The 13,665-nt window shown below is 60.9% G+C and carries 12 protein-coding genes and 1 pseudogene; 5 read left to right on the forward strand and 8 right to left on the reverse strand.

Annotation, left to right across the window (positions count from 1 at the left end; translation table 11 throughout):
• Positions 1–103: 103 nt before the first annotated feature.
• A pseudogene (locus BPHYT_RS39725) lies at positions 104–184 on the reverse strand (IS6 family transposase); the annotation flags it as partial.
• On the opposite strand from BPHYT_RS39725, the gene BPHYT_RS39730 reads away from it, so the two are divergent.
• Positions 183–398, forward strand: coding sequence for a hypothetical protein (locus BPHYT_RS39730; RefSeq protein WP_041759137.1), 216 nt, complete (start codon positions 183–185; stop codon positions 396–398). The pseudogene BPHYT_RS39725 and the gene BPHYT_RS39730 overlap by 2 nt on opposite strands.
• A gap of 153 nt (positions 399–551) precedes the next feature.
• Here the strand turns inward: BPHYT_RS39730 and BPHYT_RS25715 are convergent, their stop codons facing one another.
• From BPHYT_RS25715 to BPHYT_RS25735, 5 genes are all read right to left on the reverse strand, one after another.
• Positions 552–1,985: an ISNCY family transposase gene (locus BPHYT_RS25715; RefSeq protein ID WP_012427045.1), complete on the reverse strand. Its 1,434-nt coding sequence runs from the start codon at positions 1,983–1,985 to the stop codon at positions 552–554.
• Between the two features lie 354 nt (positions 1,986–2,339).
• The gene (locus BPHYT_RS25720; RefSeq protein ID WP_012427046.1) at positions 2,340–2,840 is read right to left on the reverse strand and encodes a hypothetical protein; all 501 of its coding nucleotides are present in this window, start codon (positions 2,838–2,840) and stop codon (positions 2,340–2,342) included.
• 98 nt (positions 2,841–2,938) lie between these two features.
• Complete coding sequence (locus BPHYT_RS25725; protein WP_012427047.1) at positions 2,939–3,436, reverse strand: hypothetical protein; 498 nt, start codon at positions 3,434–3,436, stop codon at positions 2,939–2,941.
• Entirely contained in the window at positions 3,429–5,753 is a 2,325-nt protein-coding gene (locus tag BPHYT_RS25730) for a hypothetical protein (protein ID WP_012427048.1), read from the reverse strand. The genes BPHYT_RS25725 and BPHYT_RS25730 overlap by 8 nt, the downstream gene beginning before the upstream one ends.
• Entirely contained in the window at positions 5,750–7,150 is a 1,401-nt protein-coding gene (locus BPHYT_RS25735) for a tyrosine-type recombinase/integrase (RefSeq protein WP_238535749.1), read from the reverse strand. The genes BPHYT_RS25730 and BPHYT_RS25735 overlap by 4 nt, the downstream gene beginning before the upstream one ends.
• Before the next feature lie 185 nt (positions 7,151–7,335).
• Between BPHYT_RS25735 and BPHYT_RS25740 the strand changes: the two genes are divergently transcribed.
• From BPHYT_RS25740 to BPHYT_RS25755, 4 genes are all read left to right on the forward strand, one after another.
• Complete coding sequence (locus BPHYT_RS25740) at positions 7,336–7,905, forward strand: hypothetical protein (protein ID WP_007176046.1); 570 nt, start codon at positions 7,336–7,338, stop codon at positions 7,903–7,905.
• A 98-nt stretch (positions 7,906–8,003) separates the two neighbouring features.
• The gene (locus BPHYT_RS25745) at positions 8,004–9,440 is read left to right on the forward strand and encodes a helix-turn-helix domain-containing protein (RefSeq protein ID WP_012250652.1); all 1,437 of its coding nucleotides are present in this window, start codon (positions 8,004–8,006) and stop codon (positions 9,438–9,440) included.
• Entirely contained in the window at positions 9,437–10,294 is an 858-nt protein-coding gene (locus BPHYT_RS25750) for an ExeA family protein (protein ID WP_012427050.1), read from the forward strand. The genes BPHYT_RS25745 and BPHYT_RS25750 overlap by 4 nt, the downstream gene beginning before the upstream one ends.
• Before the next feature lies 1 nt (position 10,295).
• A complete protein-coding gene (locus BPHYT_RS25755) occupies positions 10,296–10,511 on the forward strand; it encodes a hypothetical protein (RefSeq protein ID WP_012250658.1) in 216 nt (71 codons plus the stop codon).
• Positions 10,512–10,713: 202 nt separating this feature from the next.
• Here BPHYT_RS25755 and BPHYT_RS25760 read toward each other — a convergent pair whose 3' ends face one another.
• Entirely contained in the window at positions 10,714–11,931 is a 1,218-nt protein-coding gene (locus BPHYT_RS25760) for a tyrosine-type recombinase/integrase (RefSeq protein ID WP_012427051.1), read from the reverse strand.
• A 172-nt stretch (positions 11,932–12,103) separates the two neighbouring features.
• The gene (locus tag BPHYT_RS25765; protein WP_012427052.1) at positions 12,104–13,477 is read right to left on the reverse strand and encodes an alkaline phosphatase family protein; all 1,374 of its coding nucleotides are present in this window, start codon (positions 13,475–13,477) and stop codon (positions 12,104–12,106) included.
• Between the last annotated feature and the right edge of the window lie 188 nt (positions 13,478–13,665).

The raw sequence follows: 13,665 nt of genomic DNA on the forward strand, positions 1-13,665 counted from the left end.
TTGCACAAACAGGTTTGTATATCAGCCGGCATGAGCCGAATGGAACGAAAACCGTCGACACGGGGTTCGTTCCGCCGCGATACAGATTTTTGAGCAAGACCGAGAGATCTCGAAAGCTGAGCTTGTAACGCAGGTACCACCCCACGCAAAGGATGATCACTTCGCGGTCGAAATGACGTCCATTGATTGAACAACCCGTCGATGTCTTTCAGCTTGCTCATCGGCTCATGATCGTCAAAAGGTTGAGGGTGACAGATCGGCGCATCGGAATTGCACCAGAGCCGTTGTTCGAGCATTTTTGTTTTTTGCCAGTTTTCGCAACGGAGGAAGATACCATTTATCCAGTCGGCGTTGCGGTCATAACCATCCGTCTGCCATTCCAGACGCAACGCCTGTAAACATACTAGCTGTCGAGGCTTTTTTGAAATGTCGGGGTCTGGGCTAATTAGAAATGTCTGATCTCAGGGGTTGTGTGGGTTCTGTCTTTCACGGGTTTCAACTCATGCAGCGTTGAAGGACTGCTTATGAACTGGCAGGGCGTATCAGTCCGTTCAGTGAGCCCTTGCAGACCGGCGGGCTGGTTTTGAAGCTGGCTCTGGCTGTTTGGCGTGTTGCGTGGCGAGCTGCAGGATCGTTTCATTCAGCTCGGCCTGTGTGAACGCGCGCGCCTTCTTCGTGCCGGGCAGGGTTGCCGGTTTGCGTACCGCCGCGCCGCGATTCGTGCGTGACGGCGAGCCTGAGACACGGCGGTTATCGCGCTGTGCCTGCATCGCCTGCGCGACCTGCAGCACAGGCCCCAGCCGCTTGTGCTCAACCACGGCCCCCTGGTCGATTTCCGGGAGCTCGTACGGCACACAGGGCAGCGCGACACCGCCGGCACGCAGTTCGATGCGACCGTCCGGATACTCCCACACGTCGATGTAGTGGCCGATCAGCCGGCGCGTAGCCGGTGTGTCCTCCAGCAGCCAGATCATGAGGTCATTCAGCACCGTCAGCGATTCCGACACCTTGCGCGTCACCCGCCAGGTCAGGATCGCGTCGAGATCCTCACCGTCACGCAGCGGCCGGTGCGCGTCGAACGTGCTCCGCGGCGGCTTCGCGAAGTGCGCGTTGTAGGCGGCCATGAAGGCGGGCGCCCAGGCATTGGCCGCTTCCATGGTCTGGATGCCGCGCAGCCGCAGTTCCTTCACGAGGCGGTCCTGCAGTGTCAGATGCGCGCGCTCCACGCGGCCCTTGGCGGGGCTTGAGTTCGCGCAGAACGTGTCGATGTTCAGCTGGTACATCGCGCGGCCAAACTGCGTGACGCCCCGCGCGCCGGTGCGGCTGTACGTTGGCCGGAAGACGCTGGCGCGGTCGCTGTAGAACGCGACCGGTTTGCCGTAGCGTTCGAGGTACGCACGCGTGGCCTCAAAGTAGCTGAAGGTCGACTCCGTGGCCGTGAAATGCAGCGCCATCAGCCGGCTGGTGGCGTCGTCGACATACACCAGCAGCGTGCAGGCTGGCGCCCGGTCCTCGAACCACCGGTGGTCGCTGCCGTCGATCTGCACCAGTTCGCCCAGGCACGCGCGCCGGGCACGCGGCTGGTGGATCTTCGGTGGCCGTTGCCGGCGCGGCACCCACAGCCCGGCATCGCGCATCCAGCGCCGCACGGTTTCCTTCGCCAGCACCAGGCCATGACATTCGGCCAGCTTCTCGCACGCGAGTGTCGGTCCGAAATCGGCGTAGCGCTCACGCACCAGCGCCATGGCCCGTGCACGCAGATCGATGGGCAACTCGCGATTGCTCGGCTGGCCACGCTTGCCCGACACCAGCCCGGCTGGACCATCGGCCTCATAACGCCGGCACAGCCGGCTGATCTGCCGCTCACAGAGGTCCAGCCGCTCGGCTGCCTGAAAGCAGCGCAAGCGGCCTTCAATGACCGCCTCGATGACCTTGACTCGTTCGAGTTCGCGCATGGTTGCCGTGATCAGGCCACGCCCATTCATGATTGCCCCCTGGGTCAACGCATCGCGACAGCGTGCGCCTCAGGGCCGCAAATCGGACATTTCTAATTAGCCTGAACCGGACATTACTAAAAAGCTCCCACACTAGCTTTGTTGATTCTTGGTATCTATGGTGTGGTGTTGCGTTGGTTTGGTTTTTCAGATTTTGTTATATTTCAACGGGTAAGGCGGCCGAGTTATCCACAGGATATTCACTTTTCGGATGTTCCCTGTTGCGTGGCCGTAGCGCTGGCATTTGTTGCGTCGATGCTCATTCGAGCACGCAACAGGGTGTGGCCCGGCAACGTGATGTTGTCGGACTCCGTGTTGCGTTCCAGCTGGTCCCGTGCTTCCGACTTAGGGTCGGCTTTTCGGTTTCACACCCAGTTCCCAAAGCATGTCGATGTTCTTGAGATACGTAGCGACGTTCTCGGCCGAACTGTGGATGATGGAATGTTCGCGGCCGTCAGCGCTGTCGACTTTCGCCGACCATGGGTCTTCCAGGCACTGGCAGATGTCGTTGATATCGTCGCGATACTGCTTCAGGGTTTCAGGGTCCCAATCGCGCACAACATCGGATGCCAGGAGCACCGAGAGCGTGCCTTTCCGCTCGCCGATATAGCGTACCGGCGCGAGCAGGCCACTGATGTAGAGCACCATAATCGCGTCGATCACGCGATCGTCATGATCCTCATCCCAGATGATAGCGAAGTCGAGGAACGCGCAACGTTCGAGCCGGCTCATAAACTCGTCGTGCCAGACCGGTGCCCGCAGAACAGAGTAGTGAGTTCCCTTGCCGAGATTGCCCACGGGGCGCGTTTCATCGTGCAGGGTCTGGAAGAAGGGGCAATAGGACATGCGATACTCCTTTCAGGAGATAGGCGGCTTCCACCGCAGAACCGCAGCCATTTCGTGGCTGAGGGGATCAAGCGAACTTTGTCACGCCAACTGGACTGTCATCGACGCTTTGTTTCCCCCCGACGCTTCGAACTCTCCGCCGGCATTGGAGATACTGTTGCTTCTGGTATCGCGCCAAGCTCCGCAAGTTTGTCCCGGGCGTCGCGATACTGTTCATAGAACCTGGCCCACTTGCTGAAGCCACCGAGTTCGCCGACGGCGCGCAACATCGCAAGGTGGGAAGCGGTCAGTAGTTGCACAGTGGCTTCGAGTTCTGCAATCCTGATGTCCTTGTCGGCGAGCGAGGCCGCGGTATCGGCGCCGGAGCGTTTCGCAACGCGGCCTCGCCAGCGCCGGTATTCGGCTTGCCGCTGCTGATATTCAGCGAGCAGCTTGCTCCGGGATTCGCTACGAGTGATCGACGACGCCGCATTAATGGATGGGTGTAACCGGGCAACAGCGCGTGCGGTGATATCTTCGTCTTCAGCCAGCAGCGTTTCGAGAATCTCACGCATCTCGTCGTCGCCTGGCGGGGCAATCTCGTTCAGTTCAATCATCAAGTACTCCGCGTTGCCGGGGCAGTGACAGGTCAACGCCGTCAGGGAAGGGGCGTTCGCCCGCTGGCGTTGCAAGAAGCTTCTGTACGCCGGCCAGCCGCTTCTCTGCATGGTCAAGCTGGTTTTTCCAGCCGATGCTGGTCGATGGTCTGGCCTTGATCGACTCGAGGGCGAGCTTGAACTTGCCCTCAAGCCGGATCAGGTTCTGCCGGTTCTCCGGCAGATCGGTGCTCGACAGATGGCGGCAGTCCGCGAAGCACTCGAGATGCTTGGGGCAGGGATCGACCGTAAATGAATTCAGGCAATGCCCATACGGTGTGGCATGGAAACCGTCCGCTTCAGCACGAAGGTACTCGTACGCGGCAGTGTCGCCCTCTGTTGCCTGGATGCGCCGGAACGCGTCTACGATCGGGCCATTGGCCTTGCCGCCCTTGATGAGCCTGGCAACCGTGCTGGCTTTTTCGCCCAGCATGATCTCGATGTCCTTCGGGATCTCGATCTGGTCCAGATCCTCTGCGAGGCTGCGATGGTCGTACTCGTAACTTTGGGCGACGCTGCGCCGATTGAAGCGCTTCGAGATGATGGTGTCGGCGACGCCTAGCCGGAACAACTCAGTGTTTTGGAGATGTCGCAGCATGTGCGACTCGATCTTCAAGGCCCGGTCTTCGTCGGTCTGTCCATATTTTTCGAACAGCGACGGCAGGTGCTTCGCGTCGCCGAGTGCCTGTCCGATAAACGATGGATCGGGTCGGTTGATCCCCATGTAGCGGGTCACGTCGCACAGGCCATCGTTGCGCTCCTCGGCGAGTGAACGCTTCGGATGCACGAACAGGAACTCCCACGGCTGGACGACCCCGGCCGCCAGCCGCAAAGGCGTGGTGTCCGATACCTTCGTTGGTGTTGTCGTGCGGACATGACTCTCAAGTTCGCCAACGTGCAAGTAAGTGTTATGCCAGCCCATGCGTTCCCGGACCCCGATGACCTCTCCATTGGCGCGCCGGAAGTGCAATGCAATTTGCCCGTCACGCATTTTGTCCAGTAGGCGCTTGCCGAACTGATACACGGCCATGTCAAGCGTAAGCTGGCCGGACTGCTGTTTTTCCCGCTGAAGCAGATACAGGTCTGTTAGTACCAAAGGATCGAAGCTCTCTCGATAGCGTTCGATGAACGGCTCTCGTTCAATTTCCGACCAGAACGGGTTGCCCATTAGGTGCGTATACGCCTCGGTGAAGGGCACGACATCATCGACCCCGTACCACGGGAGCAGTCGGCCAGTCTCGCACTGCAGCTTCAGCGTCGCGCGTAGCGGATCTGTGAGCTTCACGACATGGTCAAGCGTCTCGGTAAGCAGGGTCCGGAACATGTCGGGCACAGGCTGTGTGTTTTCACGCAGGATGCGGCTGTCCGACTCGTCGTCCTGCTGCTTTTCCGCGAAGTGACGGACCATCAGCGACGTTGAGATTCCACCGGCTTCGCCGGCAGGTCGCCCCTTTGAGTCCAGATATGTCCGTTCGCGCTTCCAGTCGACTGGCAACAGGGCAGCTTCACCCGCACGCATGCCAGTCACGATCATTGCCCGCACGGCGGAGAACCGCAGATCGTCCATGAACGTGCGTGGTTTCTCGGTCATCACGATGCGGGTCAGTTCCCAGAACGCCCTGCGCTCAGGTAGCCGTTCCTCCCGCTTGCGCGCCTCCAGGTCGGCGCGCAACTCGTCCTGCGACCAGGTATGTTTCGCCTTGATCGCGCTTTTCATTTTCATGCGCGGAACCGAGAGGGACGAGTACAGCTGCCCAGCATCGCAGAGATGCTGGGCATCGAGCACTGTCTTGATGATGCCGACCACCAGGTCTCCCAGCTTTCCTGTGGGCTGGATTGCCTTTCCGATACGGATCGCCAGACGCAGATCGTCGACGGTCAGTTCCCAAGGGTCCTTTTCCACGCACGTTGCGACCACTCGTAGCGGCCGCGCGATGTGTTGCAGTACGTGTCCGGTGGAGTTCCGCTTGAACAGTAACTGTTCGGCAACTGCCGCCTTGATCAGATCCTGCCATGTTGGCGATAGCGGCTGCCTGGGCAGTGGCGTCAGGCCGAGCTCGGCACGTTCCGCATTGATGATCGCCAAAGCCTTCACATCAGGCCCGAGGTCTCGGAGGTAATAGTTCGGCGGCGGTACGTCGCTGGCAATGACAGTAAGATTCCAGCCGACACCGTCGCAAGCGGCGCCTGTTTCGTCGAGAGGCATGTCCCATGACAGGCCTTTCTCATGGGCCAGCGTTTTGCCCAGATCGATGAACGCGGAGTAGTGCGGATTCATCGATTCTCGCCTTCCAGTTCCTCGATGACTGCCTGTATCTCAGCGATCGTGCGCTGCAATTGCAGATAGGCCGGCGACCTTGTGTCGCCGCGGGAACTCTGGTCGAAGAAGATCACCACTTCGCGCATCTCGGCCAGCACGCGCTCATGCATCGTCTTGTCGTGCAGGGGCATGAACTTCCTGCATCCGTAGCACGACGTGACCGGGTTGTAGGGGCAAGCGGGCTGACCAGATTTGCAGCCGCCGATACCGGCGATCGGAATGCCGTGAGGCACGCCGGCAATCTGTTGCTCACCTTTGAGTTGGGTGAGCTCTTCCGGGGAGATGAACCGGTCGTGCGCAATCTTCGCCACACGCCGGTATATGTCCGACGCACCGAGCGCCCGGTTCACCCGCTCCGCGTGGGTGGCCGATGTCGCGTAGTAAACCAGCCCGGTCTGCACATGCGAATGACCCATGAATTCAGCGAGCTCCTCATGACTGGCACCGGCGTCAACGAGTCGCTGCGCTGCGGTATGACGAAGGTCCATAGCGCAAGCATCGTCGCCGATCAGGCTTGCCACGCGGCGAGCAATGCGAGAGCCGGCTTCATGATTGGATCTGACGCCGAAGACACGATCATTGCCATCGCGCCCCTGAGAGTCTGCATATGCAACCAGCGCGATGAACAATATCCCCCATTCCTGTTTCACACGACGGACCATCGGTCTCTTTCGAAGCTTCCCCTGTTGCTTGACCATGAGAAACGTGAGATGCACGGTCGGCTCGCCACTGTGTTCCGGATCCCATATCCGTACGTCACGCATCGTCAGCATCGCGACCTGAATCGGACGCATGGCAAACTGATAGGAACAGAGCACCATCGCTGCATCGCAAAGTGCCTCGTATGGAAGACTTGACCAGCCGCTTGTCCTGATGAGGTCCGACGTTTCGTCCAGGTAGCGCACAATCGCGGCTTCCTCGTCAACGGACAGAAACACATCGCCTAATCGCACACGGGCATACTTGTCTGTTGCGGGGCCGGGCAGGGAAGTGCTGACATAGGTCAGATATGACTCAGACCAGCCATACAGGCGATGCCGGCATAGTAAACGCAGCACAGCCTTGACGAAACGATACGCGTGAACGACTAACTGACGGCCGCGCAGCGTCATCCATATCGTTGATATGCGGGTTGGCCCGGCTTCGACGATGTGTTCGACATCGTGAACATCAAGGTGCATTGCTGCGTTCAGAACATTGAAGCAGGTCGAGATATGCAGGTCTTCACCCAGCAGGAAGACCAGCAGATGCTTCTGGAGGGTGCCGTACGAAGAAGGGTACCGGCTAAGGTCAAGCCGGAACAGGCGACCATTAATGTGAAGCCCGAGGATATCGGCCTGGCGGACTTCGGGCACTGAGCGCGGCTTGTCGTCGAAGTCGTCGTAGTATGAGCGTGAGCACGTAAATCGATGGGAATTCGGGGCGTTTTGAGCAGCTTGCGTGATGTAGCGGTGGGGGTCTCCCTCAGGCATCTTGCACAAACGACGCCCAAGGGAGAGTCTCGTGTCTGCCAAGAACCGAGACTTCCAGAGTGTGCCACGTGAGTGCCCGCGATCCCAACTTCTATCACCTGCTGTTACGTATCGATCAGGACTTCGCCGAACAGACCCGCGCGCAGCGTTGTCGCTGCGGTGGCGTACTCCATAGCGCCCGCTACCCGCGCAAGCCGCGCGGAATTTCATACGAAGCCCGCTGCCACTGCGAGTTCCGCTACAGCTTCTGCTGCGCCGACTGTCGCCGTCGTACCACGCCATTCTCGGTGCGCTTTCTCGGCCGGCGCGTCTACACCGCCGCAATCATGATTGTCGTCAGCGCCACGCGTGCGAGCGCCGGTACGGCCGCGGCAATGCGCCAGCTCGATGCGCTGGGCGTGCCACCCTCGACGATCGCGCGATGGCGGCACTGGTGGATGACCGGGTTTGTCGGCACACCGTTCTGGGCGCTCGGACGGGCGGCGTTCGTGCCGCCCGTCGAGACCGCACAGGTGCCGGCAAGCCTGCTCGAGCGCTTCGCTACCACGCAGCCTGCCGAGCCATTGCCATGCCTGCTGCGCTGGCTCTCACCGCTCACCAGCGGCAGCGCCGTGAGCACCCTGCGTGAGGGACGGTAACCGCCCGCAGAACTTGTCGCTCGCCCCCCTCGGACTGCGCCGGTAGTCTCGCCTCTCCCCCGAATCGCGGCGCGGTGCGCCGCATCCCTGGAGAGAGCATGACTGAACTTCACGATTTACCCCTGCGGGATCGTTGGGCGCGCCTGCGCTTTGCGGTTGTGGGCCCCTTGCTGGCAGCACCGCCTGAACCCGGGCAGGTGCGCGAACTCATCACCGCGCTGGCCGCCAAACGCTGGCGTCATCCCGTCACTGGCGACGATGTCCAGTTCGGCCGCTCCACCGTTGAGCGGTGGTTCTACCGGGCCCGCAAGGCGGCCCACGATCCGGTGGCGAGCCTGCGCGACCGCAAGCGCCCCAGCGGCGCCGGCGCAAGCCTGTCGCCTCAGGCGGTACAGGCGATTCGCGCGCAGTACCGGGAACATCCCGGCTGGACCTGCCAGTTGCACGTCGACAATCTCAAGGTCACGCTCGGCCCGGCGAACCTGCCGTCGTACACGACGGTGCGTCGTTATCTGCGTGCGCAGGGCCTGTCCCGTGAACGCAAGCCGCGTCATACCAGCGCCGGCGCGATGCTCGCACGCGATCGCCTCGAGAAGCTCGAGGTCCGCAGCTTCGAGGTCGAGCACGTCAACGCGCTCTGGCATCTCGATTTCCATCACGGCTCGCGCAAGCTGCTCACGCATGATGGCCAGTGGATCACGCCGATGCTGCTGTGCGTGCTCGATGACCGTTCGCGCGTCGTCTGTCACGCGCAATGGTTTCTCGATGAGACCGCACGTAGTCTGATCCATGGGCTCACCCAGGCGCTCCAGCGTCGTGGCCGGCCTCGCGCACTGATGACCGACAACGGCGCAGCAATGCTTGCCGAGGAGACGACCGCCGGCTTGCTCGCGCTCGGCGTGCTGCACCAGACGACCTTGCCATATTCGCCGTACCAGAACGCGAAGCAGGAAACGTTCTGGGCCCGCATCGAAGGGCGCGTGATGGCCATGCTCGAAGGCGAGCCCAATCTCACGCTCGAACTGCTCAATCAGGCCACCCACGCGTGGATCGAGCGCGAGTACCACCACGCGCATCATTCTGAGATCGGTGGCACGCCGCTCAAACGCTATCTGGCCGGCCCCGATGTGGGCCGCGAATGCCCGTCGAGTGACGCGCTGCGCGCCGCATTCCGTATCGACGTGACGCGCGCCCAGCGGCGCTCGGATGGCACCGTGAGTCTGGCCGGCACGCGCTTCGAGATTCCCTCGGCCTACCGGCACCTGCAGCGCGTGCACCTGCGCTATGCGCGCTGGGACCTGAGCGGCGTCGATCTCGTCGACGCCGGCAGCGGCGCCGTGCTGTGCCCGCTGCGGCCGCTGGACAAGGCCGCCAATGCTGATGGCCAGCGCAGGCGACTCGATGCCGTCAATGTCGAGCCGCCACCGGCCAGTGCGCCCGGCATCGCGCCGCTGCTACGCCAGATGCTGGCCGACCACGCCGCAACCGGGTTGCCGCCAGCCTGGATTCCCGCCAACTGGCAGGAGGAGGCATGAGCCAGCGTCTGCAAGCCCTCTACGGCCTGAAGTGGAACCCGTTCTCGCCGGAGCTTCCCCTCGAAGCGCTGTACGTGCCGCCGCGCGTCGAGAACTTCTGCTGGCGCATCGAGAACGCGCTCGTGCGCGAAGGCGGCTTCGCGATGATCCACGGCGAGCCGGGGACCGGCAAGAGCGTGGTCATGCGCGTGCTGGCCGAGAAGCTCGAGCGACTGACCGATCTGACAGTCGTCTCGATCAATCATCCGCAGAGCAACCTTGCCGACTTCTATCGCGAGATGGGCGACATCTTCGGTCTGGAACTCCGGCCGCACAACCGCTGGGGCGGCTTCAGGTCGCTGCGCGACCGGTGGATGTCGCACCTGCAAAGCACGCGCCGGCGCCCAATCCTGCTGATCGACGAAGCGCAGGAAATGAGTCCCGGCGTGCTCAACGAACTGCGGCTCATGGCCAGCGCCCGCTTCGATTCGCAGCCCCTGCTGTGCGTGGTGCTCGCCGGCGACACGCGCCTGACCGACAAGCTGCGGCGCGACGAACTGCTGCCACTGGGCAGCCGTATCCGTTCCCGCCTGGGGACCGAGAAGGCTTCGGCCGACGACCTGCTGGCCTGCCTCGAACATCTGCTCGCCAGCGCCGGCGCCCCGCAGCTGATGACACCGCCGCTGCGCCACACGCTGTGCGAACACGCGCTGGGCAACTACCGCGTGCTCACCACGCTCGCCAACGAACTGCTCACCACCGCCGCGCAGCGGGAACTGTCCGAACTCGACGAGAAGCTGTACTTCGAGGTCTTTGCACCATCAACACAGTCCTCGCGCCGCACGCCAGCGCGTCAACCCAACGGAGCCCGATGACATGTCCCGTAAAGCATCACCTCACAAACCCAACGCCTCCCGGAGCTTGCCATTGCCCGAGCTCTCCGACGAGGCAGCCTACATGATGCAGTTCTTCATCGAAGACCTCTATCTGTGGTTCAGCCGCGCCTACGCCACCCAGATCCGCCGCTATCGCGAGCCCTGGTACCGCGGTCCGACACAGCCGCCACACCAGAGCATTGACGAGCCATTCTGAAACGACAACGGGAGCTTCATCGCTCCCGTTTTACTTCGTCCCTCGAACATCATTTATGTTGCTCATTGCCCCATCGATTTACGTGCTCACGCTCAGTAGTAGCGCACGATCGGCGGCAGTTCTGGCAACGACGCCACCATGCTTTCAAGCGCCGATGACTCGACTCCTAGGTGAGTCTCGGACGATGGAGCTTCCTGCATGTTCAACGGCCCTGTGGAAGCGCGCGCAATACAGCCGCACGATCATCGAATTCGTCGTTCCATACACTCGCGAGCCGGTTTTCAAAGACGGCCCTGGCATAGCGCGAGGGCATGTCTGATTCTTTTGACCAGCCGAAGAACGTGCGCATCTTCTGTAGTGCTTCGTCCATCGCGTCGCCTCGCTCCAGTAACTGGTGAAGTCGCAGCACAGCGCAGGTGTGCCGGAGGTCGTGGCAGGTCACCGACTTTTTCCCGGTGCGATCGTGCAGTTCCTGCAGGACCTCGGCTGGCAATGCCTTCGATATCAACGTAAAGATCTTGGTTAATGACTCTGTGGACAGAGGACCGCCAGTCTGGGCATTAAGCATGAACGAATGGGAAGGTCGGCCCCGGTAATTTTCGCAATAGATCTGCACGAGCCGCGCCGTCGCATCGCTTACCGGTATCTGCCTGATCGAATGGAGCGTCTTGATGCTCGGTCTCGAGTAGCGGCTATCGCCGTCTGCTTCTTCATACCCATTTTGCCGGACGTTCAGCCAGTACCGCGTCCGATTGACCTTGCGGTCGTGGCTGCTCTTGATGGCATCCGCCGTCAGCAGCAACAGTTCGCCCCGGCGCAGCCCCTGATGGAGCATCAGCACGAATGCAATGAAGACCCGCCAGCGCGTCTGGGGACGCCGGAACGGATTGGCGTCCGACTCTGGATCCAGTATCTGATAGAGCCTTTCGACCACGCAGGCAGGCAGCGATCGGACTGTCTCGCTTCGGCCGCCTTGCCGTATGTGCAACTGGCTGTAAAGCGTCGACAGCCGATGGATCCGCGCTTCGATCTGCCGCATTTTCGCGTCGGCGGACTTCGAAAGCCAAGTGACCACCGATGTTACGAAGGTCAGTCCGGTCTGCCACCGATCCTCGTTGCTGCTGGTCGCCGCAGACTGGTTGCGCAGGCTGACAAACCACGATTCGAGAATGTCTGCGAGCTGGGCGTCGTCGAGACTGGACAGCGCGTCATCGAGCGCATTCGCCCGGAACGACCGATCAGCGTGTTCATAGAGGTTCTCGATGTACCTTAGCCGCATCGTCTGGGTAGACGTCGCCCATTGTGACGCAGCGACGACCAGCCAGACTGAGACCCAGTATCGAGGAACGTGATTGCTGTCGGCCAGCAGGACGCCTCGTAGCGAACGCGGCACGGCCTCGGCGCTGATCTGAACGAACATTAAAACCCCGCAACAGAACGCAACGCCAAAACCTACCATAAATACATACAGCTGTTGCGGTATCTAGGGTCAGAAAGCAGTCCAGCATGCAACACCCTAAAACATACCAACAGGGGTGATAATTTATATTATGTCAAATAACAGAAGCGCCGACACAACCACACCGCCACCCTCAATGCTTCCCATACACAGAAAGATACTCCGCCAGTCCCGTCCACTGCGGCGAGCTCAGCAATTGCGGATGATCCCTTGCCACCTGCAGCGCGACATTATGAAAAGCCTGCGTCGTATCCGACACGCCCGCTTGCACCGCGCTGTTGAATGCAGCCGCCGCGGTCTGTAGCGGCGCACCCGCCAACGCAGGCGGAGGTTGACCCACAGGCTGACTATTCAAAGCGCTCGCCAGCGAATCGAGCTGCGCGTTGCGAGTGCTGACAGCTACGGAATACTGTTTCTGCGAGTCGAACTTCTCGCCAAGCATCTGCAGCACCGCTGTGTGATCGAGTTTTCCCGAGAAGACGCCCCCCGGCGTGACATACGGCGACACCAGAAAAGCCGGCACGCGCAGACCGCTGGTCTTGAAAGAATACCCCGCGATGTCGGCCGCAATGTCCAAAGGCGCCACATGATCGAAGAACCCGCCGTGCTCGTCGTACGTCACGATCAGCAGCGTCTCTTGCCACCTGGTCGGATTCGAAATCAAGGTCCGGTAGATATCCGCAATGAACGCCTGCCCTGCGGCCATCCCCGTTGGACAATGATCGTCGTTAGCGGTGTTATGAGGACCGTCGGTATATTCCGGTTCGATGAAAATCACTTTCGGCAGAATGCTGTTGCCTTGCCAGTCACGAACAAACCTCGAATACCGCCGGAAGTTTCCTCCTGCATCGTTGAGCGGCAGTGTCAAGGACAGCAGGATTTCCGGCAGCCATTCCTTCATCAGGCTGAAGAACGGAAAGAAGCTCCCCGACTGATAGACGCACCAGGGTATGCCGCGCTCGCGAAGCCAATCGTACGCAAGTGGCTGATCGGGCAGAAAGCTCAGCCCTTGCACGTTGTCGCTGATGAGGCTGGTCCCCGCCATCGCCATCAGGCGATTTGCCTGAGTTCCCGAGGGCAATGGAGCAAACCAGTTGTCGCACACAGTGAAGTGTTTCGCGAGAAAGTCGAAGGTGGGCACGGTGCGAGCGTCGTAATAACCCATCACGTCGGCCAGATTCGACGCCGCCGGTTTACGGGTTGCATAGCTCTGCACGAATCCGCCGAGTTCGGGGCATCCTCCCGGCGCGCACGGCGTGTTGATCTGCGTGGCGATTGGGGTGCGGTCGTGAGGCGGATCCGAGATGGCAGGCCCGGCCGGACCCAATGCATGGATGGGATATTGCTTGCCGTTGTATACGTTGATGAAGTTCGCCTGCCACGCCGGATCTGCGGAAAGGCCGTTGACCTGGCTGCCGTTCAGGCTCAGATAGCCGAGTGCGTGATCGAAGGAACGGTTTTCCATCATGACGATCACGATGGTGTCAATCTGGTCCAGAGCAGTCATCGAAGCTCCTTGTGCACCTAGCATTCAGCGCAACCCGATTCGTATCGGACAAGGTAGACGAAAACCATGGCTTTCGCGTCTCGGGTAATTCCCTGGGAGCAACGGGAACGACGCCGGGCCGATATCGCGCGACGGACACGCAGGAGTCGCGCGTCGCGCCTGCCTGATCTTCAAACGCGTCTCGAACG

It is taken from the genome of Paraburkholderia phytofirmans PsJN, assembly GCF_000020125.1.
In the GTDB taxonomy this organism is placed as follows: Bacteria; Pseudomonadota; Gammaproteobacteria; order Burkholderiales; family Burkholderiaceae; genus Paraburkholderia; species Paraburkholderia phytofirmans.